Origin of the sequence: Vibrio sp. S17_S38 (assembly GCF_014694375.1) — a bacterium.
Classification (GTDB): Bacteria; Pseudomonadota; Gammaproteobacteria; order Enterobacterales; family Vibrionaceae; genus Vibrio.
Map to the genome: position 1 here is coordinate 120,841 of NZ_JAAUWW010000005.1, position 23,255 is coordinate 144,095.

A 23,255-nucleotide genomic window follows, 5' to 3' on the forward strand; every position below is an offset into this window, starting at 1 on the left:
CTTATACTGCCTCCAACTGTTCCGTGTTTTTTGCCGCTGCCTTACGTTTTAACATCACTGCTTTATAGTCGCGTGGCATGACTTTAACCATGCTTGCTAAGTGAGTGTCAAAATCGCTAAGGAAGGTTTTTGCTACATCACTTCCAGTGTATTCAGCATGTTTTGTTAACATGCTGTGTAGCAAGGCTTTATCTTCATTTTCAAGTGGATCTAGATCCACAAGCTCTGCATTGAGTTTAGTTTCAAAGTCGCCAGCTTTATCCCATACATAAGCAACACCGCCACTCATACCTGCTGCAAAGTTTCGACCTGTAGAGCCAAGGATTATCGCTGTACCACCGGTCATATATTCGCAACCGTGGTCGCCCACACCTTCAACCACAACATGTGCACCAGAGTTACGTACGCAGAAACGCTCACCGGCTAATCCGCGGATGAAAGACTCACCCGATGTTGCGCCATAGAAGCAAACGTTACCGACGACAATGTTATCCTCTGCAACAATCGTTGATTTGTTGTCTGGATAAAGCACTAAAGTACCGCCAGATAGGCCTTTACCCCAGTAATCGTTAGCATCGCCTTCAACTTCAAATTTTACGCCTTTTGCAAGGAAAGCACCGAAAGATTGACCTGCTGAACCGGTAAACTTAACGTTCATCGGTTGAGGTAAGCCATTATCTTTATAGACTTTCGAAATTTCATTCGACAGCATAGTGCCAGTGCTTCGGTCGGTGTTAATTATAGGGAACTCAGCTTGCACTGCTTCACCTTTGGTTAACGCAGGTTGCGCCAACTTAATTAACTTGCGATCCAATACATCTTCAAGACCATGATTTTGTTGTTTCTGGTTATGAATGCCATCTTCAGCACGGGGTTGCTCAATGTAGAGAACCGGGCTTAAATCTAGGTTCTTATATTTCCAGTGTTGAATATCATCACGTACTTTTAGTTTATGAGACTGTCCAACCATGTCTTGAATAGTGCGGAAACCTAATTCAGCCATGATTTCACGTAAGCCTTCAGCCAGATATTGGAAGAAAGTCACGACGTCATCTACACGGCCATCAAAACGCTCACGCAGTGATTTATTTTGCGTTGCAATACCAACGGGACAAGTGTTTTTATGACATTTACGCATCATAATACAACCTTCAACCACTAGTGCTGCGGTTGCCACGCCCCATTCTTCTGCGCCAAGAAGTGTCGCCATCGCTAAGTCGCGAGGCGTTTTCATTTGGCCATCGGATTGAACCACGATACGGTTACGTAAACCGTTTTTCAGTAGTGTTTGGTGTGTTTCTGCTAGGCCTAATTCCCACGGTAAACCGGTATGACGAATTGACGACATCGGTGATGCGCCTGTTCCGCCATCAAAACCCGCAATAAGAACAACGTCTGCTTTGGCTTTTGCTACGCCTGATGCAATCGTTCCTACGCCAGCTTCAGAAACCAATTTTACGTTGACGCGGCTATCACGGTTAGCATTTTTTAGATCGTAGATCAGCTGAGCTAAATCTTCGATAGAATAAATATCATGATGTGGTGGTGGTGAAATCAGACCAACTCCAGGAGTTGAGTGACGTGTTGCACCGATCCAGTCATCGACTTTATCGCCCGGAAGTTGGCCACCTTCACCTGGTTTTGCACCTTGCGCCATTTTAATTTGTAGCTCGGCTGCATTGGTCAGATAGTAAGAGGTCACACCAAAACGTCCAGAAGCTACTTGCTTGATAGCGGAACGCTCCCAATCGCCATTGTCTTTTTTCTCAAATCGAATTGGGTCTTCACCACCTTCGCCTGAGTTAGATTTTGCACCAATTCGGTTCATGGCAACAGCAAGTGTTGAGTGAGCTTCGTATGAGATAGAACCAAAGCTCATTGCACCTGTTGCAAAGCGCTTTAAGATGCTTTCAATTGGTTCTACTTCGTCGAGAGGAATAGAGCCCGCTGGGTTTTTGATAAAATCAAGTTGGCTACGTAATGTCGCGGCGTTATCACCTTGATCGTCAACCGTTTTAGCGTATTGCTTAAACTGGGAATAATCTTTATTCCGTGTAGATTGTTGTAACAATGCAATGGTTTCAGGGTTAAATAGGTGTTTTTCACCACGTTGTTTCCATTGGTAAACACCACCAACATCCAACATTTGAAGTGGCACTTCACGAGTCGGATAGCCAACACGGTGACGAAGCAGCACTTCGCGCGCGATGTCATCAATTGTTAAGCCTTGGATACGAGAAACGGTACCAGTGAAGTATTTATCCACTACTGTTTTACTAATACCAAGTGCTTCAAAAATCTGTGCTCCATGGTAAGACTGTAGCGTTGAAATACCCATTTTAGAGAAAATTTTCAATAGACCCGCGTTAATGCCTTTACGGTAGTTATTGAATAAATCATCTGATGGAATTTCAGGATCCAGTTTTTTCTTCTTCTGAAGATCAACAATGGTTTCCATTACAAGATACGGGTTAACCGCATTTGCACCGTAACCAATTAAAGTCGCAAAGTGGTGTGTTTCGCGTGCATCACCGGTTTCAACGACGATGTCACATTTAGCACGTAAGCCTTTACGAATTAGGTGGTGATGCACCGCGCCAACCGCCAGCATTGCCGGAATAGCAGCGTGGTTTGAGTTGGTGGCACGGTCAGTTAGAAGAATGATAGAGTAGCCATCAATAACTGCATCTTCAGCGTATTGGCAAATACGTTTTAGAGCACGTTCTAGCTTGCCATTTTCTTCTGTAGCACGGAAAACGATATCCAGTGTTTTTGCTTGTAAGTGTTCGTTATCAATCGCGCGTAATTTTTCTAGTTCTTCATTAGAAAGAACTGGCGACTCGAGCTCAACTTTTTGGCAATGTTCAGGTGTTTCCGTCAGCAAGTTATGGTCACGACCTAAATAGGTGTTGAGTGACATCACCATACGCTCACGGATTGGATCGATCGGTGGGTTGGTGACCTGAGCAAACAATTGCTTAAAGTAGTGAGACAAATGCTGGGATTGATGCGAGAGAACTGCCAATGGCCAATCTGCGCCCATAGACATCAAAGGTTCATAGCCTGTTTTCGCTAATACTTGAATGATCTCTTTTACTTCTTCAGAGCTAATACCAAACGCTTGTTGATGTTGAAGTAAGCGAGCAGAAGAAGGTTGATGATGCATGTTATCGGCATCTGGTAGGCGTTTAAGGCTTAATAAATTATCACTTACCCATTGCTCATAAGGCTGAGAATTGGCAATACCATCTTTCACTTCTTCATCTGAAATGATGCGGCCTTGTTCTAGATCGGCAACAAAAATACGACCTGGCTGTAAACGCCCACGATACTCTATATTTTCAGGTGCAATTTCTACTGCGCCAGATTCAGATGCCATGATTAAGAAGTTATCTTTAGTCACGGTATAACGAGACGGACGAAGTCCATTACGGTCCAGCGTTGCGCCTACTTGTACACCATCAGTGAAACATACAGAAGCAGGGCCATCCCATGGTTCCATAATGTTGGCGTGGTATTGATAAAACGCACGACGAGTTGGATCCATTGTTTTGTTTTCTTGCCATGCTTCAGGAATCAACATCATTAATGCATGTGGCAAGCTACGGCCTGATAGAACCAGAAGCTCTAGCGCCATATCAAAGTTTGATGAATCTGAACCATTCTCAGAACAAATCGGCAATAACATGTCGATTTCAGCTTGAGTGAATAAGTCAGACTCTAAGATCGCTTCACGCGCTTTCATCCAATTTAAGTTGCCACGTACAGTGTTAATTTCACCGTTGTGGGCAATGTAACGGAAAGGCTGCGCCAGACGCCATCTTGGGAAAGTGTTGGTTGAAAAGCGAGAGTGCACTAAAGCAAGCGCTGTAACCATGCTTGGATTTTGTAGATCTAAGAAATATTGAGGCACTTGATCGGTTGTTAGCTGACCTTTATAAACCAATGTTTTATAAGATAATGAGTTGATATAAAAATCATCACCAATATTGGATACTGACTCTAAACATACACGCACAGTATAATTACGAAGAACATAAAGTTTACGTTCAAGTTCAGCTGGAGTTGTGCCTGGGCCACCAGAAATAAACACATGTTCAAATTGAGGTTCTGTGCTTAGAGGGTCTTCGCCAATCATTGAATTATCAACAGGCAGTACGCGATAGCCAATAATTTCAAGATCAAGTCGAGCGGCATTGCGCTCTAAAATATCGCGACATTGTTGGCGTTTAGATTCATCTTTAGGGAATAGAACAACACCTACGCCATATTTTTCAAATGACGGTAAGCGAATACCGAGTTTAACGGCTTCTTCTAATAAAAATTCATGAGGTTTTTGCAGTAGAATACCTGCGCCATCACCGCTGCATGGATCGCAGCCTTGACCACCGCGGTGTTCCATACGAGCCAACATATCGAGGGCTTGCGTGACAACCGCATGAGATTTGCGGTTTTTTAAGTGAGCAACAAAACCGATCCCGCAGGCATCATGCTCTAGCTCTGGGGTGTACAATCCATGTGCACTTTGCTCTCTACTTACCATAGATACATCCTTCCAAGTTAAATGGTAGTGATGGAATGGGCATCATGCTCATTAACCACAACTACTTTGTCCTTTTATTTACTTATAATCTTTTGCTGAACTTAACCCAACCTTGGGAAGTTAGCCCGATTCCTTTCCATTATTCGCAGAAAATAATATGCGAAAAAAATGAGTCCTTGGTGTTTATTGCTGCTTTGTTTTTATTTTGCAGCGAACTGTATTGTCATGTCGAGAATGCTTAGCCATTTACACTAAGCTCCTAACGTGATTAACCTCACGAAAAAGACAATATCATGTCAACATCCTACATTTTTGTACTATGTAATTCCAACGAAAGTTTGCTTTACCATTACGTTTTTTTTACATCTCTTGAATATTAAACACTTAAAAGTGCTATTTATTGATTTTTTATGCTTTAAATTGGAATTATTATTTATTTAATGTGCTTTTATTTTTGAGGTTTTTCCAACTTTGTTTACATAAAACGGTAGAATGCTGCTGATATTATTGGAAATAGGGCATATGTTGTTATTTTCCTTGTCTTATAGAAATGTTTATTCGTGAATTAAATGGGTGAAAAATGAGTCCGTTAAAAAACCTCGCACAGTACTATGTGGATTTATTGGTTAAGCTTGGCATCGTTCGATTTTCGATGCTGCTTGCCGCTGCATTAGTCTCATTTTCTGTTCTTATTCAAGCTTGTATCAGTATATTGTTACGCGGTGATGTAGAGAATTTACTCATAGTGCGTTCTATTTTTTTCGGATTGTTAGTGACACCTTGGGCGGTTTATTTTCTTACTGTTGTAGTGGAGCAGTTAGAAGATTCTCGGCAACGACTAAGTAAGTTGGTCGGAAAGCTAAAGGATATGCGCGCTCGTGATATTGAATTACATATTAAATTACAAAAAAATATCAAAGAACTAAACCAGCAAATAGAAGAAAGGAAAAAGGCGGAAGAAGCGAGAGAAGAAGCGATTTTTGATTTAGAAAGCGAAGTTTTCTATCGTGAAAAAACACAAGTGGAACTAGCCGAACGAACGGCGTTATTACGCTCTTTTCTTGATGCGTCTCCTGATTTGATTTATTACCGCAATACTCGTGGAGAGTTTTCTGGATGCAATAAAGCTTTCGAAGATCTTATTGGGCTTAAACTTGATCAATTGGTGGGATTGTCTATTTATGATGTTTATACCGATGCTGGAACACGACAACAGGTTGAAGCGACCGATGCTAAAGTATTCTCCGAGAATAAAGAGCTGACCTATGATATTTGGTTAACTTATCCGGATGGAAAAAAAGCCTATTTCGAGTTTAGAAAATTGCCATTTTATAGTAAGGGTGGAGAACTCTTGGGGTTAGTGGGCTTTGGTCGAGATATTACCGAGCGTCAGGTTTCTCAAGATGCGCTAGTGAAAGCGAGCCAAGATAAAACTCAATTTATATCCACTATAAGTCATGAGTTAAGAACCCCTCTCAATGGTATTGTTGGTCTTAGCCGTATTTTGCTGGCTTCACCGCTAACGAGTGAACAGCATAAATACATGCAAACTATTAATGTCAGTGCAATTACTTTAGGACATATTTTTAATGATGTCATTGATCTAAATAAATTAGATCGCAGTGAGCTAGAGCTTTTACCTGTTGCTACCGATTTTCATAGCTTTATTTCTGATATTGAAACGATTTCTCATTTGATGGCTGATCAAAAAGGACTTCGTTTTGAAATGGATCGCTTAACTGATTTACCTATTGGAATTCGTGTTGACGCATCACGTTTACGTCAAGTGTTGTGGAATTTAGTCAGTAATGCCATGAAATTCACTAAGGAAGGTGGGGTTACGGTTAATATTAGTGCTGATTATGATAATGAATTTGCCAATATCGAATTTGAAATAGAAGACACTGGAATAGGGATCCCGAAGTCTGAAATTGAGAATATTTTTGGTATGTATTATCAAGTTAAATCGGGCAAAGATAATTTACATGCAGTTGGTACAGGAATTGGCTTGGCAGTCTCTCAAGAAATTATCCAGAGAATGGACGGTGAAATAACCGTGTCTAGTGATCTCGGCTTTGGTAGTACTTTTTATATTTCCATTCGGGTGCCCGTTGCCCAGTTACCAAAAATCACATCAAATCAATTTCAATCTCAGTCTAATCTACGCATTTTTATGGTTGAAGATATTGAACTCAATGTGACTGTTGCTCGCTCCGTGCTAGAAAACTTAGGGCATACTGTTGATGTCGCCATGACGGGTGAAGATGCGTTGAAACGATTCAATCCCGATGACTACGATTTGGTGCTATTAGACATTCAACTTCCTGATATGACAGGGTTTGATATAGCTCGTGAGTTTCGTCAACGTTATAAGTCACTACCTCCATTGGTTGCATTGACAGCCAATTCTATGACGGATAAGAGTGAGTATCTTGAAAAAGGAATGGATGACGCGATTAGCAAACCTCTTTCGATTAAAGCAATTTTTGCCGTTATTGAAGAGTGCATCGAAAACCGAAAAACAAACCCAAACCAAGCTCAACCGATAGAAAGTATTAAGGATTCTAATGTGGAGCAGGAAAGATCATTATCAGATCTGTTTGATTTGACCATGTTGGAATCTTATATTGAGATTGTTGGTGTGCAGCCTATGCTGGATAATTTAGATATGTTTGCTCGCACCCTGCCTGAGTATCTAGACGACTTATATCAATATGCAGTGAACTGGGATACCGAGAATATGGTGTCAGAAGCCCATAAAATTAAAGGAGCAGCTGGTTCTGTTGGGTTGAAGCGATTGCAAGAATTGGCACAAAAAGCACAATCTCCAGAGCGTATTGATTGGGAGGTAAATGTTATGGAATGGATTAATGAGATTAAAGATAATTATCAGTCGGATATTTTATTACTTAAGCAAAGGCTTTTACCTTAAGCGTGCAAATTATTTATTTCTCCATCTTTACCTTTAAATGAAGATTAAAATAAAACCCTCAAGCTTGAAGTTCGAGGGTTTATTTTTTACTTAAATCAATGCTCTTGAAGAACGGCGCAATAGTTTACTTTACTCTGAAAACTCGCCACAAAAGCGATAGCCTTCACCGTGAATAGTGGCAATGATCTCTGGCGTGTCGGTAACAGATTCAAAATGCTTACGAATACGGCGAATGGTCACATCGACGGTACGGTCATGAGGTTTTAGTTCACGCCCTGTCATTTTTTTCAATAGATCTGCACGAGTTTGGATTTTGCCCGGGTTTTCACAAAAGTGCAGTAGCGCACGAAACTCTGAGCGAGGTAATTTATAGTTTTCGCCAGCAGGGTTGACTAAAGAGCGGCTATTGATATCTAAGATCCAGCCATTAAATTCGTATTTATCTACGCTGCGCTTTTCTTCTGGTGCATCACCTTGATTCATTGATCGTTGGAGCAAGTTACGAGCACGAATAGTCAGTTCACGAGGATTAAATGGTTTCGTAATGTAGTCATCAGCCCCAATCTCTAGGCCAAGAATTTTATCCACTTCATTATCGCGTCCTGTTAAGAACATTAATGCAATATTTGCTTGTTCACGTAATTCACGAGCCAGTAACAAGCCATTTTTACCTGGCAAATTAATATCCATTATCACTAAATTTATTTGATTCTCAGAAAGGATTTGGTGCATATCATCACCATTGATAGCTTCAAATACGCTGTATCCTTCAGCTTCAAAAATAGTCTTTAGCGTATTGCGTGTGACTTGTTCGTCTTCAACGATAAGAATTTGTGGGGTATGCATAAGAGTACCTAAACCGTAAATAATATCAGTAATAGTGGATGAAAAATAACATTTCATTAGCGAACGCATTGACTAGCGTAAACTTGATATTGGACTAGCAGCCTTTAATATCAGTGCTTGGTAGCGATGTGTTCACTTTTAGAATGTATATTTTAGATCATTATTTAATGAAATTGAGTTTACAGTCTTAACAGCTTGCTAACAATAAGGGAATGTTAACTAATATTCACTTTGTTGATTTGCATCAATTGAATGATTAAGTTTACTGACGAGGCTGTACTTTTGTATCCGTATTTATGATCTGCTGCCAAAATGTCGTAGTATTATCTAACGATGTTTACTCTCTTTATATCTGTCGTTTTTTGGTTATTTACAGTGGTAATATTTCGCTTAGGTCTAAACTTTAAGAATATTTTATGGTTTTTAAAGTGTTATTTAGGTAATGCTGTTAGCGTACTTTACTGGTTTTATTGAGTTTAACGGTAATAAAGTGAATTTTTGATTGACTCATTGTCGTTAAGTCGGTATTTCTAGAGTCAGTTCTTAAGTTAAGTAGATTTTTTATATGTTTTCGACTACCGCTATGACCACCACCATTATTATTACCGACACGATTAATGTTGGGGCAGGCTGGTAAGCGAAAGTTTTCAAAAAAAGGCCTGTATCTCACCAGATACAGGCCTTTTTTTATGTCATTTGGAGGAAGGGATGCGAGTATTAAAGTTTGGCGGATCGTCATTGTCCGATGCGGATCGATTTTTACGAGCCGCGGACATTATTATTAATAATGCCCAACAAGAAGAAGTTGCAGTGGTACTTTCTGCGCCAGGGAAAACCACTAATAAATTAGTCGCTGTGATTGATTGTGTGTTGCAAAACGGCGAAGCAGAATTACAGATTAATGAATTAGAGCAATCATTTTATGATTTGTTTCAGGCGATTAAGTCTGAAATTGGCCACTTAGATAATCAAGATTTTGATGGTCAAGTGAAGAAATCTATTCTACAACTCAGACAATATGCCCATGGCATTGCGTTATTAGGCATGTGTCCAAATCATGTTAACGCACGCATCATCAGTAAAGGCGAAAGGATTTCTATTCAGCTGATGAAAGCGGTGATTGAAGCAAAGGGTAAGCAAGCAAGTTTAATTGATCCTGTGGCATATCTATTGGCAAAAGGTGATTATCTTGAAGCGTCTGTTGATGTTGATGCATCAACCCTTAATTTTCAAAATAATCCGTTACCTTCCGGTCATATTAATATCATGCCTGGTTTTACTGCTGGCAATGAGCAAGGTGAGTTGGTGACATTGGGGCGTAATGGTTCTGATTATTCAGCGGCCGTTTTGGCTGCTTGTTTACGAGCGGATTGTTGTGAAATCTGGACAGATGTTGATGGAGTGTACAATTGCGATCCTAGATTGGTAGAAGATGCACGTTTATTGAAATCCCTAAGTTATCAAGAAGCGATGGAGCTTTCTTATTTTGGTGCATCGGTACTCCACCCTAAAACTATTGCGCCTATCGCACAATTTCAAATTCCATGCCTCATCAAAAATAGCTTTAACCCCCAAGGTGCGGGCACATTAATCGGTCAAGATACTGGTGAAGATAATCTTGCGATCAAAGGCATTACAACTTTAAGCCAATTAACTATGGTTAACGTGTCTGGCCCAGGAATGAAAGGCATGGTTGGTATGGCGAGCCGAGTCTTTGGAGCGATGTCTATTTCCGGTGTTTCGATTGTGCTTATTACACAATCCTCTTCTGAATACAGTATTAGCTTTTGTATTGAAGCGGTGGATAAACTAAAAGCTGAGCGATCACTGCAAGCGGCTTTTGAATTGGAGCTTAAAGATAGTTTACTTGATCCGATTGAGTTCACTGATGATGTGGCGATTGTGACTTTAGTTGGCGATAAAATGCGTACCGCACGAGGTGTAGCATCTCAATTTTTTGCCTCACTCGCTGAAGTTAACGTTAATGTAGTGGCGATTGCTCAAGGCTCATCAGAGCGCGCTATTTCAGCGGTTATTCCTGAAGATCGTATTGCCGTTGCGGTTAAAGCTTGCCATGAGAATTTGTTTAATTCTAAGCATTTCTTGGATGTGTTTGTTGTTGGTATTGGTGGTGTTGGTGGTGAATTGGTGGATCAATTCCAACGTCAACAAGCTAAATTAGCTGAAAAAGGCATTGTGATTAGAGTATGTGGTCTAGCCAACTCAAAAGGTTTACTGCTGGATAGTGACGGTTTGCCACTTGAAGGTTGGCGTGAGCGTATGACTCATGCGACTGAAGAGTTTAGTCTTGCTCGCATGATCGCACTGGTTCAACGTAATCATATTATTAATCCTGTCTTAGTCGATTGCACCTCAAGTGAAGTGATTGCTAATCAATATATTGATTTTTTAGCGGCAGGTTTCCATGTTGTGACACCGAATAAAAAAGCAAATACTGCGAGTATGAGTTATTACCATCAGTTACGTGAAACTGCGCGCGGTACTCGTCGTAAATTCATGTATGAAACGACGGTTGGTGCGGGATTGCCTGTGATTGAAAATCTGCAAAACCTGATTTCAGCAGGGGATGAACTAGAAAAATTTAATGGTATTTTGTCTGGCTCTCTTTCTTATATTTTCGGTAAGTTAGATGAAGGTATGACATTAAGCCAAGCAACTAATATTGCGAAAGAGAATGGTTTCACTGAGCCCGATCCTCGTGACGATCTTTCTGGTATGGATGTGGCGCGTAAACTGCTTATTTTAGCTCGTGAAGCTGGGATGGTACTTGAATTAGAAGATGTGGTCGTTGAACAGGCACTGCCACCAGGCTTTGATGATTCAGGTAGTATTGAAGAATTTATGACTCGCTTGCCACAAGCGGATGATTACTTTACTAACTTGGCAGCTCAAGCTGCTGAAAAAGGGAAAGTATTACGTTATGTTGGTAGTATCGATGACGGTATTTGCCGTGTAAAAATGATTTCAGTCGATGATAATGACCCAATGTATAAAATCAAAGATGGTGAGAATGCACTTGCATTTTATAGTCGTTATTATCAACCAATTCCACTTGTATTACGCGGTTATGGCGCGGGCACTCAAGTGACTGCAGCAGGTGTATTTTCGGATGTAATGCGTACCCTTGGTTGGAAATTAGGAGTGTAATCATGACGATGAAAAATGAAAGTGTTGTTGTCTACGCTCCTGCCTCTATTGGTAATGTGAGCGTTGGCTTTGATGTTTTAGGTGCGGCTGTTTCTCCTATCGATGGCACGTTGCTTGGCGATCGCGTTCGAGTGACATCGAGTGATATTCCGTTTGAATTAAAAACCGCTGGCTGCTTCGTAAGTAAACTGCCAACCAACCCGAAAGAAAATATTGTCTACGATTGCTGGCGTGTTTTTGCTCGAGAATTAGATAAAAAAAGCATTGAACTTTTACCGTTAGAGATGACGCTTGAAAAGAACATGCCAATTGGTTCTGGTTTAGGCTCGAGTGCTTGTTCTATTGTTGCCGCGTTAGATGCCCTTAACCGTTTCCATGGTGAGCCTTTATCTGAAATGGAACTGCTTGCTTTAATGGGGGAGATGGAAGGTCAGATTTCTGGTGGGGTACACTATGATAATGTTGCGCCGTGTTATTTGGGTGGTTTGCAATTAATGCTCGAAGAGCTAGGAATTATTAGTCAAGAAGTACCATGTTTTGATGAATGGTACTGGGTGATGGCGTATCCGGGAATTAAAGTATCAACGGCGGAAGCTCGCGCGATTTTACCATCGCAATATCGTCGCCAAGATATTATTGCGCATGGTCGTCATTTAGGTGGGTTTATTCACGCTTGTCATTCTGGGCAACCAGAGCTGGCAGCAAAACTCATCAAAGACGTGATCGCGGAACCATATCGTGAGAAGCTGTTACCTGGCTTTGCTCAGGCGCGTCAATATGCTATGTCTGCGGGTGCGTTGGCTTGCGGCATTTCTGGCTCTGGTCCAACTATTTTTACGATTTGTTCGAAAAAAGATGTGGCAGAGCGCGTTGCAAATTGGTTAGAAGAAAATTACCTACAAAACGAAGAAGGTTTCGTACATATTTGTCGCTTAGACAAGGATGGTTCGAGCGTAACAGGAAGTGAATTATGAAGCTGTACAATATTAAAGAAAATGATGAGCAAGTCTCTTTCGGCCAAGCTGTACGACAAGGACTAGGGAGAAACCAAGGTCTCTTTTTCCCATCGGACATTCCACAATTTGATGATATCGATGCCTTATTAGCAGAAGATTTTATTCCTCGTAGCAGTAAAATTCTATCAGCATTAATTGGCGATGAGCTCTCTAAAGAACAAGTTCAACAACTTGTGGATGCTGCATTTCAATTTCCAGCACCGATTAAATCTGTAAAAGATGGCGTATATGCGTTGGAATTGTTTCATGGACCAACCTTAGCGTTTAAAGACTTCGGTGGTCGCTTTATGGCTCAATCATTGGCAGCTGTCTCTTTACCAAAAGAAGGGGCAGATAAAAATCAAAAAATTACCATTTTAACCGCTACATCTGGTGATACTGGGGCAGCGGTTGCCCATGCATTTTATGGTATGGAAAACATCAATGTGGTGATCTTATATCCAAAAGGAAAGATCAGTCCGCTACAAGAAAAGTTGTTTTGTACTTTAGGTGGCAATATTCATACGGTTGCCATTGATGGTGATTTTGATGCTTGTCAGGCATTAGTAAAACAAGCATTCGATGATCAACCGTTGCGTGAAGAAATTGGTTTGAACTCGGCGAACTCCATTAACATTAGCCGTTTAATGGCGCAGATCTGTTATTATTTTGAAGCTGCGTCTCAGATGAGCAAAACGGAACGTGAAAACTTAGTTATTTCGGTACCAAGCGGTAACTTTGGTAATTTAACGGCGGGATTACTGGCTAAAGCATTAGGCTTGCCTGTTAAGCGTTTCATTGCTGCGACTAATGCTAATGATACCGTGCCGCGTTATCTTGAAACAGGGAAATGGGATCCAAAACCAACGGTTGCGACCACCTCAAATGCAATGGATGTGAGCCAACCGAATAACTGGCCACGTATTGAAGAGTTGTGCCGTATTAAAGGTTGGGGTCTAGATACGTTAGGTAAAGGCATGGTAACCGATACCCAAAGCGCAGAATCGGTGGTTGAGTTAAATCAACTTGGTTACCTGTGTGAGCCACATGGCGCAATTGCCTACCGGGTGCTAACTGAGCAGCTGCAACAAGATGAAACAGGGTTATTCTTATGCACTGCACATCCAGCCAAGTTTAAAGAAGTGGTGGATGAGATTTTGGGTACTGATATTGATGTTCCTGCGCCACTTGCAAAGCATGGTGCAATGGAATTGTTATCCGAAGATTTAGCTGCTAATTTTGATCTATTGAAAGCGGTATTAAGAAGAGTACAAGCTTAGATTTTTAAGACAGCTTAGGTTTGTTAAGACAGCTTAGGTTTGTTAAGAGAGATTAGGTTTGTTGGGAGGAAATGTTAATCTCTAGTAATGAACAATAAAAAGGTGCTCAATGTGAGCACCTTTTTTGATTTTTAGAGGCTAGAAACTAACATCCTAGCAATGAAAACTTACATGCTTTCTGTAAAAGTACGAGCGATAACGTCGCGTTGCTGTTCTGTAGTCAGAGAGTTGAAACGAACCGCATAACCAGAAACACGAATCGTTAATTGTGGGTAGTTCTCTGGATGAGCAACCGCATCTTCAAGAGTTTCACGAGAAAGTACGTTCACATTTAGGTGTTGGCCACCTTCTACACGTGGAGCGGTTTCAATTGCAACTTCACGGTATTCGATTTCACCTAGTATATCAGCAGCAACAACTTGGTCGGCTGTAAAGCCAGAATCTGCAGCCACACAACGAGCTTCATTCTTCTCGTTGTCTAACAGCCAGATTGAGTTTAGTAATTCGTCATTTGCTGCTTTAGTTATTTGGATACCTTGGATCATGTGATCTCCTTTGCCACTTTTGTGGAATAAATAAACGTCGTTGAGTTTGAATGCCAATTGCCTCAATAACGATATTATATACATAATAACCATACTTTTAGCATTGATTTAGATCAATGAACTATGAAGCTCACTACCCATTATGGGTAATGTTTATTGCTGTAAATCAATAAAGCCTTAATAAATATACTTTAATAACTTATTTGAAAGATTAAAATAAAATTGATAATGATTTCTCTGTAACTTTACAACACTTCCATATGAGACTTTTATGTAAGATTATTTTTGGAAGAGCTAAACTGAACGAATTTTGTGAACTTAATGATAATAATGGTGATGAAATGGACTGGGCAACAATAATAAGACAACAGCAATCGCTACCTTACTTTCAGCAATTGATCACATTTGTGGAAGAGCAAAGAGCTGACCACAATATTTCTATATTCCCGCCTCGAGATCAGGTATTTAGCGCTTTTGATTTCACGCCGTTTGAGCAAGTTAAAGTGGTCATTCTTGGGCAAGATCCTTACCACGGTCTGAATCAAGCGCATGGTTTGGCTTTTTCTGTGCTGCCTGATGTTAAAATTCCGCCATCATTAGCGAATATTTATAAGGAACTCGCCCAGGATATTGATGGTTTTATTATTCCAAAACATGGCTATTTAGAGAGTTGGGCGAAGCAAGGGGTTTTGCTACTCAATACGGTATTAACTGTTGAACAAGGTAAGGCGCATTCTCATGCAAAGTCGGGGTGGGAAACGTTTACTGACCATATTATTGAGCAAATAAATCAGGAGCTATCTGGAGTGGTTTTTCTATTATGGGGAGCACACGCGCAAAAGAAAGGTTCTAAAATTGATACCGATAAACACTTTGTGTTGTCAGCACCGCATCCTTCTCCACTGTCGGCGCATCGTGGTTTTTTAGGCTGTCAGCATTTCTCTCAAACTAACCAGTTTTTAACTTCATTGGGCTCTGTACCTATCGATTGGAAATTACCGATTAACCTAGTGTAATTACCGATTAACCTAGTGTAATTACCTATTAATCTAGTGCCATTACCACTGTCTGGTTACTTTTTTCTTTGGTGAGTTGGTCGATTTTTGAGTGTTTACTGATTATTAATTGATCATGGATAAGTGTGAATGCTTGAATAGGTCTATAGTAAAGTGACTAGTGACAATGTGTAAGGAGACAATTATGTTAGGTGATATTGTTAGTCGAGAGCACAGTTATATGGTGCGTTTATTAGTGATTTTAGATGGTATTCTTAATGATCTTAAATCAGAAAAACCGATTGATTATAAAGTTATAGCGGAAGTTATTCATTATTTTCAACAGCATTCCGAACATACCCATCACCCTAAAGAAGACATCATTTATCATTACTATTTAGATCATTATGGTGAGGATGAAAACATTGCTAATTTGGCTCTGGCTCACACTGAATTAGCCCAAGCCACACAAGAGTTTGCTAACTTAGTAGAAATGGTGAATAAAGATGCTGTAGTACCGCATGATGTGTGCTATCAGGCTCTGGCTAATTTTATTTACCAACAAAAAAAGCATCTTGATTTCGAAGAACGTGAGATTTTACCTCAATTAAAAAAAATGTTTACAGCTCAAGACTGGCAGCAGGTTGAAACATTGTGGGGTAAAGAAGATAAAGATCCACTCTTTGGAACTCATATTGAAAATGATTATGCCAAATTGCAGGCATTGATATCGAAGTAGACACTCGCATCGTTATCAAAAATAGGCGCTACGAGCGCCTATTTTTGATGGTAAATATATCTAATATTAGTAGTACAGAAGTTAACGTTAAATTTGGATATCAGAAAGTTTATATTCACGCGTAAAATCCAACTCCATTAATTCTTTTTGGAGTAGCCGTCTGTCCTGAATTGCTTCTATTTCTCTCCATTTACGTTTGGTGGCTTTTGCTCTAGTCGAGCGATATTGGTCAGTTTCCATGTCCATTATTTCATCTAATTGAAAGCTTTCCATAATACGATCCCTCTCTACTATAATTTTCTAAGCAAAGCACAGACTGCACTTTGCTTAGAGGTCATTGATATCACACTTTTTTAAAGGTTAACTTTGAACTATTTCTCATTTATTTCTAAATAATGAAATTTTTATATCATTTTGCAATGGCCATCAAAGTTTTCATATTTTTGATTAAAAATAGGTCATTTATTTTTCTGTAAATAAAAAAATATATCCAATATGTGAGTATGAATGTTAATGGGATGTTACTGATTTTTTGGCTAAGGTAATTGGATCTTTAGGAAGGCTTCTGATTTTGAATTAAAACTCATCTTAGGAAGTTTAGTGCACTAAGCAGCTTGTTTCATTTAGTGTTTTTGAGGTGAGAACTATTTGTTCCTTTTTAATAAGACCAATTTTAAAATAGGGATAGCATCAGATTTAAATGCCATGAATATGATATTTTACCGACTAAATATATCGAATACTTAATGTTAAGTGGTCAAATAATGCATAGTTATGAAATAAAACTCATATTGATTTTTGAGGCTGAAAACTGCATTATCCTGCCGGTCAGAAGATTTGATAGGCACTAAGAAATGAAAAGTGCCGGTGTTTTATTGCTCTCGACTACTCTAAAGCTGACTTTTATATAGACCTAAAATAATTGAGGTTCAGCTTCAACTAAAATGAGTATAGAGAAGATAAAGCATAAGGAACCTGCCAGCGCTTGGTGGGTGTGAATGTTGTCATAATAATATATGAGGTTTACGTGACGGATCTACTTGCATTGTTAAACGATCTACTTTGGGGATCGATTTTAGTTTATTTACTGGTTGGGGTTGGTATCTTTTTTACATTACGCCTTGGTTTTATCCAGTTCCGCCATTTTGGTCATATGTTTTCGGTATTAAAAAATAGCCGTAAAGCAGATGTTTCGGGTATTTCATCTTTTCAAGCTTTCTGTACAAGTCTTGCGGCTCGTGTTGGCACAGGAAACATGGCGGGTGTTGCCGTTGCATTAACGGTTGGCGGCCCAGGTGCTATTTTTTGGATGTGGTTAATTGCAATGCTAGGTATGGCGACGGCATTTGCAGAAAGTGCATTAGCACAGTTGTACAAAATTCGCGGAGAAGATGGTATTTATCGTGGCGGTCCAGCGTATTACATGGAAAAAGGCCTAGGGATGCGTTGGATGGGGATTTTATTTGCCATCTTCCTCATTATTGCTTTTGGTTTGGTTTTCAATGCAGTGCAGTCAAACTCAATTGCTGATGCTATGCATACCGCTTTCAATTGGAATAAAGCCATGGTCGGTGGCGTTTTGGTCGTGTTGTCTGGATTTGTTATTTTTGGTGGTATTCGTAAAATTGCCCGTACCGCTGAAATTCTTGTTCCTATCATGGCTATTTTCTACTTAATTTTAGCTGTGATTGTTATTGCTATGAATTTAGACCGAGTTCCTGGTGCATTAGAGCTTATCTTTAAGAGCGCATTTGGCCTACAAGAAGCCGCCGCTGGTGGTGTCGGTTATGCAGTCATGAATGCAGTTAAAACTGGTGTGGCTCGTGGTTTGTTCTCCAATGAAGCAGGTATGGGTTCTGCGCCAAATGCGGCAGCTGCTGCAACGCCTTATCCACCACACCCTGCATCACAGGGTTATGTACAAATGCTCGGTGTGTTTGTGGATACGATTGTGATTTGTACTGCGACGGTATCTATTATTTTATTATCAGGTGAATATGTTCCTCATAGTGAAGTAACTGGCATTATACTGACTCAAAATGCATTAAGTTCTCAAGTAGGTGAATGGGGTAAAGTGTTTGTTGCGATTGCTATTTTCTTCTTTGCATTCACCTCAATCATTGCTAACTATTCTTACGCCGAAGGTAACATTATGTTTATCTTCAAAAAGTCACGTTATGCTAAAAACATCTTTCGTGTGATTGTTTTAGGAATGGTGATGTTTGGCTCTTTAGCGACGCTTCCAACCGTTTGGGCTTTGGCTGATGCATCTATGGGATTAATGGCGATGGTTAACTTGGTCGCTATTATTCTGCTTTCAGGCATCGTGATTAAACTGGCGAAAGATTACAATAAGCAATTAGATGAAGGTAAATTACCCACTTTTAAAGCGGATGATTTTCCTGAATTGATGTCACAAATCGAACCCGGTGTATGGGGGAAAGAAGAGAATAAATAATCTCTTGCTTGTGTTATTGAGCGTTATTGCAGTAATAGAAAAAACCGTACAGTGATGTGCGGTTTTTTTTGTTATATTAAGCGTCAATCTTCTCAATGAACGGATGAATTATGCTGATTTTGGTTTCCCCTGCAAAGACATTGGATTATGACTCACCACTGAGCACTCAAAAGCATACGCTGCCAGAGTTTGTTGAGCATTCGGCAGAATTGGTTGATGTGTGCCGCAAGCTTACGCCTAACGACATTTCAAGCTTAATGAAGGTCAGTGACAAAATTGCAGGTTTGAATGTGGCTCGTTTTGAGCAATGGCGACCAACCTTTGATTTCGATAATGCTCGCCAAGCTATTTTTGCTTTTAAAGGTGATGTGTATACCGGTTTGGATGCTGAGAGTCTTTCCGATATCAACCTTGAATTTGCACAGTCACATTTGCGTATGTTGTCTGGTCTATATGGACTTTTAAAGCCTTTGGATTTAATGCAACCTTATCGCCTTGAAATGGGGACTCGTCTTGCTAATGGACGTGGAACTAATTTGTATCAATTCTGGGGTGATATTATTACCGATGCTGTTAATCAAGCATTGGCAGCCCAAGGTGATTCTACATTGGTTAACTTAGCGTCGAATGAATATTTTAAAGCCGTGAAGCCGAAGAAGGTCGATGGAACTATCATTACACCGGCGTTTAAAGATTGTAAAAATGGTACTTATAAAGTGATCAGTTTTTATGCTAAAAAAGCTCGCGGTATGATGGCGCGCTATATTATTGAAAATGAAGTGAATACATTGGAACAATTAAAACAGTTTGATATTGCGGGATATTATTTTGTGGAAGCTGAATCAACGGCAACAGAATTAGTTTTCAAACGAGAAGAGCTGAAGTAGTTGATACCCGTATTACTTTAAGCTTCAGTTTCAATCACTTTAGGTATATGCCACTTTAGTGAGTAACATTGTCATTAAAAAGGGAGCAAATACATGCTCCCTTTTTAGATATATCTCTAAGCTATATTTCAGCTTAAGCTTTCTTTTTCTTCTTTACTGGCGTCTTTTTCTTCGCGGCAGCAGCAGCTTTGACTTTCTTTTTATTTTTCTTTTTCAATTCTGGTTTTTTGTGCTCTGGGCGCATACCTTTAACATAACGCTCTTTAATTTCTTCTTTGATATAACGCATGACACGTTCAATCATCTCTTGATCGTGTGCGGCAACGATTGAAATAGCATTACCTTTTTTACCTGCTCGAGCAGTACGCCCAATACGGTGTAAATAGACATCGGCGGTACGAGGCATATCGTAGTTAATGACATGGCTAACATCCGGTAAATCGATACCTCTAGCGGCAATATCTGTGGCGATGAGGATATTTACTTCCCCTTCACGAAAGCGAGTGATCGCATTGTTTCGACGATCTTGAGGCATTTCTCCTTGTATCCATGAGCAGATAATCTGGGCACTTTCTAATTGTCCACGTAGAGCAGCAAGGCGCTCACGGGTGTTAACAAAAATAATGGTGCGCTCAGCTTGCTCAGTCAAAATATGTTTGAGTAATGATAATTTATGCACAGAGGAATCAGCGCGATGATACCACTGCGTGATTTTCTTACGCTCACGACGTGAAGGATCGGCTTCAAGTCTGACGGGATCTTTAAGAAGATCGGCCGTGAACCCTTCAACGCCTTTGCCTTCAAGTGTGGCTGAGAATAAAAGGGTTTGTTTACGCCAGCGGCACTCAGCCGATAAGCGATCAACTACAGGGCCAAAGCCCATATCCAGCATACGGTCCGCTTCGTCCAAAATTAGCCATTCAATCGCACGACAATCGAAGCGTTCGGCTTCAATATATTCCATCAAACGGCCAGGTGTTGCTACTACGATATCTTGTGTTGTTGCCAGAATATCTGCGTGATCTTGATACATTACCCCACCAGTAATGGTGAAGATATTTAAGCTAGTATTTTTCGCTAATGCACGAGCTTGGTCTGCTACCTGCATCGCAAGTTCGCGGGTAGGTGTTAAGATCAATACTCGAGCAGGGCCGGCACGCTTACGAGGAAAATCTTGTAAAAACTGTAATGCTGGCAGAACAAATGCAGCTGTTTTACCCGTACCCGTTGGTGCAGAGGCAAGAATATCCTTACCTTCAAGTGCTTGTGGAATAGCTTCAGATTGAATTTGAGTTGGACGCTCGAACCCCATATCTTCAATAGCAGAAATAAGGTTTTGGTCTAGTTCGAGTTCAGCAAAAGTTCTGATCACGTATATTCTCCAGCAAGCGTGTGGTTATGGATGTTACCACTCGCAATAAATAGGGATGGTAAAACGGTCGCGCATTATATACCCAAAGAGCTAAAAGTTACATCTTTAAGTAAAAGGCTTGAGTAAGAGTAATAAACGCCTCGCTGTATTGATTATCTTGATGTATCACCAATTCACTTGACTCTATTTCGGTGGGGATAAGTGTTAATTCCAATAATAGTCGATAGCTAGCTTTTTTAGACGTGGTATGAACATGGCATAAGCGGCTTAAAAACCAATATTGAGATAGTGCTAATTCAATAAAAGCAGTCCCTTCCACTTTCGGTAAGATAAAACTGGCTTTGCCTTTTTTCGTTAGGTTTCTTTTGCATGCAGTTAATAATGCTTGATGAGATAAAGTTATAGTATGGCGAGCTTGGGCACGTGCGTGATCTAAAGCGAGCTCCCCAGAGGTAAAATAAGGCGGATTACAAATAATACGATCAAAGCTTTTTTCAAATTTAGCTTCGGTAATATTACCTTGTTGTACTTGTATTCTATCAGCCCAAGGACTTTGTGTGACGTTATGTTGCGCGGCTTGAGTTGCACCTTCATCAATATCGATTGCGTGTATTTGGCTTTGACTACTTCGCTGCGCGCACATTAATGCTAATAAACCGGTTCCCGTTCCAATATCGAGGATTTGATGTTCGTTCTGTAACTGTGCCCAAGCTCCGAGTAACACACCATCGGTACTGACTGCCATACCAGAGTGGCCTCTGGATATTGAAAATTGCTTGAAAGTAAAGCTCTTCATTTTATTCGTCATATCAATGCTTAAGGTTTAATTAGTTATATATGCTATTTGTTATGTAATTGTTGGTTTTTTATCTTGATTTTTATGCAGGATTGATCAAGATTGTTAAGTTTTTTACTCTGATTAAATGCTCACAATGTGGTTTTTAGAACTGCCTATTGGTTTTAAATTTGCTATATAGTTTTGTTTTTTGTCGAAAGGTTGCGGATTATCTCTTTTTTCGCCATTATCTTGCTCCTGTTGTAATGGTGAGATTGTTACATTTTCAATTGCACCTTTATATCCACTTTTTTTGTTAAGGGTTTATTTTGAACCAAAAGTTAAAAATAACCGATATTATTGCTTTAGGCTTTATGTTGTTTGCATTCTTTTTAGGTGCTGGAAATATTATCTTTCCACCTCTTGCAGGTCAATTGGCTGGTGATGAGCTTATGCCTACCATGTTTGGCTTTTTAAGCACGGCGGTTGGATTGCCTTTATTAGGGATTATCGCGATTGCTGTCGTTGGTGGTGGATGGGATAAATTGACGCAAGATTTACCTAAAAAGACTGCAACCATTGTCGCTGTATTGTTCTTTATTATTATTGGCCCTGCGTTTGCTGCTCCTCGTACTGGTTTAGTGGCTTATGAAATGGGAATTAAACCATTTTTAGATAATCCGTCACAAATGCAATTAACCTTCTTTTCTATCGTCTTTTTTGTGGTCGCTATCTCTTTTTCTTGGTCACAAGGTAAGTTGCTTGATGTGATTGGTAAGGTGCTGACACCCGTTTTATTTCTGGGTTTAGCGATTTTATCTGTGATGGTATTTTTGAATCCACAAGGTGAGATCTTAGCCGCTCAAGCTAATTATATTCAGCAGCCCTTCAGTACAGGTTTTCTTGATGGTTATAATACCATGGATACCTTTGCTTCTTTGATGTTTGGTACTTTGATAATTGAAGCACTACGCAGTAAAAAAATTATTGAAAAATCTGCGGTAACGAAATACGTTATTTATGCTGCATTTATTGCGGCTACAGGTTTGGCTTTGGTGTATATCTCATTGTTCTATTTGGGGGCAACCAGTAACTCTATTGCTTCTGGTTTAGATAATGGTGGCGCGATTCTGAGTATTTATGTGCAAGCATTATTTGGTACTGAAGGGCAGTTCGTTTTATCAACCATTGTATTGTTAGCATGTTTAACAACATCGATTGGTTTGATTTCCGCTTGTGCCGATTACTTTAGTTCATTAACGCCAATAAGCTATAAAGCTTGGGTTGTGGTCGTCGGTTCGGTTTGTGCGTTAGTGGCTAATGTTGGATTGTCACAGCTGATCACATTATCTGTGCCGGTATTGTTTGCATTATATCCGGTCGCGATTGCGATTGTTTTCCTAACGTTAGTTCGTTTTCGTTTGCCGAATCGCCCATTAGCCTATCGAGCTGTTGTATTAATCTCGCTACTCTTTGCCTTAATTGATGCAGGTAAAGTGGTGGGTATTGATATGTCAGCCTTGAAGTTCTTGCCACTATTTGATTATGGTATGGCGTGGATGTTGCCGACACTGGTTACTATCTTTTTTATGTTAATTGTTCCGAAAAAAGTGGACGACCAAGAAGATGAAGTATCAGTCAATAGCGAAGCTGAAGTAGTTTAAAGCATTGAAATAATACGATGATGTTATAAAAATGAATGCTTAAAAAAGGCTTAATG

15 protein-coding genes and 1 other annotated feature are annotated in these 23,255 nt (G+C 40.0%); of the genes, 9 read left to right on the forward strand and 6 right to left on the reverse strand.

Features of this window, described 5'->3' with window-relative positions; translation table 11 throughout:
• Position 1 precedes the first annotated feature (1 nt).
• A complete protein-coding gene (gene gltB, locus HC725_RS05755) occupies positions 2–4,543 on the reverse strand; it encodes a glutamate synthase large subunit (RefSeq protein WP_190330825.1) in 4,542 nt (1,513 codons plus the stop codon).
• Positions 4,544–5,123: 580 nt separating this feature from the next.
• Between gltB and arcB the strand changes: the two genes are divergently transcribed.
• Entirely contained in the window at positions 5,124–7,475 is a 2,352-nt protein-coding gene (gene arcB, locus HC725_RS05760) for an aerobic respiration two-component sensor histidine kinase ArcB (RefSeq protein ID WP_190330826.1), read from the forward strand.
• A gap of 129 nt (positions 7,476–7,604) precedes the next feature.
• On the opposite strand, the gene arcA is transcribed toward arcB, so the two are convergent.
• Complete coding sequence (gene arcA / locus HC725_RS05765) at positions 7,605–8,321, reverse strand: two-component system response regulator ArcA (RefSeq protein WP_190330827.1); 717 nt, start codon at positions 8,319–8,321, stop codon at positions 7,605–7,607.
• Positions 8,322–8,893: 572 nt separating this feature from the next.
• Positions 8,894–9,011, forward strand: a sequence feature (Thr leader region).
• Between the two features lie 18 nt (positions 9,012–9,029).
• Here arcA and thrA point away from each other — a divergent pair.
• Genes thrA through thrC form a run of 3 tightly spaced genes read left to right on the forward strand, consistent with a single transcriptional unit; the run spans position 9,030 to position 13,764 of the window.
• Complete coding sequence (thrA, locus tag HC725_RS05770; protein ID WP_190330828.1) at positions 9,030–11,489, forward strand: bifunctional aspartate kinase/homoserine dehydrogenase I; 2,460 nt, start codon at positions 9,030–9,032, stop codon at positions 11,487–11,489.
• A gap of 8 nt (positions 11,490–11,497) precedes the next feature.
• Positions 11,498–12,463 (forward strand): homoserine kinase, encoded by a 966-nt coding sequence (gene thrB / locus HC725_RS05775; protein WP_446751352.1) that lies wholly within the window; start codon positions 11,498–11,500, stop codon positions 12,461–12,463.
• The gene (thrC, locus tag HC725_RS05780) at positions 12,460–13,764 is read left to right on the forward strand and encodes a threonine synthase (RefSeq protein WP_190330830.1); all 1,305 of its coding nucleotides are present in this window, start codon (positions 12,460–12,462) and stop codon (positions 13,762–13,764) included. Before thrB ends, thrC begins: the two co-directional genes overlap by 4 nt.
• A gap of 167 nt (positions 13,765–13,931) precedes the next feature.
• Here thrC and grcA read toward each other — a convergent pair whose 3' ends face one another.
• Complete coding sequence (grcA, locus tag HC725_RS05785) at positions 13,932–14,309, reverse strand: autonomous glycyl radical cofactor GrcA (RefSeq protein WP_190330831.1); 378 nt, start codon at positions 14,307–14,309, stop codon at positions 13,932–13,934.
• Positions 14,310–14,650: 341 nt separating this feature from the next.
• Between grcA and ung the strand changes: the two genes are divergently transcribed.
• Complete coding sequence (ung, locus tag HC725_RS05790) at positions 14,651–15,325, forward strand: uracil-DNA glycosylase (protein ID WP_190330832.1); 675 nt, start codon at positions 14,651–14,653, stop codon at positions 15,323–15,325.
• 184 nt (positions 15,326–15,509) lie between these two features.
• Positions 15,510–16,043, forward strand: coding sequence for a hemerythrin domain-containing protein (locus HC725_RS05795; RefSeq protein WP_190330833.1), 534 nt, complete (start codon positions 15,510–15,512; stop codon positions 16,041–16,043).
• An 87-nt stretch (positions 16,044–16,130) separates the two neighbouring features.
• On the opposite strand, the gene HC725_RS05800 is transcribed toward HC725_RS05795, so the two are convergent.
• On the reverse strand, positions 16,131–16,316 hold the full coding sequence (locus HC725_RS05800) for a DUF3545 family protein (RefSeq protein WP_190330834.1): 186 nt from the start codon (positions 16,314–16,316) through the stop codon (positions 16,131–16,133).
• Between the two features lie 754 nt (positions 16,317–17,070).
• On the opposite strand from HC725_RS05800, the gene HC725_RS05805 reads away from it, so the two are divergent.
• A complete protein-coding gene (locus tag HC725_RS05805; RefSeq protein ID WP_190330835.1) occupies positions 17,071–18,501 on the forward strand; it encodes an amino acid carrier protein in 1,431 nt (476 codons plus the stop codon).
• A 110-nt stretch (positions 18,502–18,611) separates the two neighbouring features.
• The gene (gene yaaA / locus HC725_RS05810; RefSeq protein WP_190330836.1) at positions 18,612–19,388 is read left to right on the forward strand and encodes a peroxide stress protein YaaA; all 777 of its coding nucleotides are present in this window, start codon (positions 18,612–18,614) and stop codon (positions 19,386–19,388) included.
• A gap of 133 nt (positions 19,389–19,521) precedes the next feature.
• Here the strand turns inward: yaaA and srmB are convergent, their stop codons facing one another.
• Entirely contained in the window at positions 19,522–20,760 is a 1,239-nt protein-coding gene (gene srmB, locus HC725_RS05815; protein WP_190330837.1) for an ATP-dependent RNA helicase SrmB, read from the reverse strand.
• A 97-nt stretch (positions 20,761–20,857) separates the two neighbouring features.
• Positions 20,858–21,568, reverse strand: coding sequence for a tRNA1(Val) (adenine(37)-N6)-methyltransferase (locus HC725_RS05820; protein WP_190330838.1), 711 nt, complete (start codon positions 21,566–21,568; stop codon positions 20,858–20,860).
• 296 nt (positions 21,569–21,864) lie between these two features.
• Here HC725_RS05820 and brnQ point away from each other — a divergent pair, with 296 nt between their 5' ends.
• Complete coding sequence (gene brnQ, locus HC725_RS05825) at positions 21,865–23,199, forward strand: branched-chain amino acid transport system II carrier protein (protein ID WP_190330839.1); 1,335 nt, start codon at positions 21,865–21,867, stop codon at positions 23,197–23,199.
• Positions 23,200–23,255: the final 56 nt, after the last annotated feature.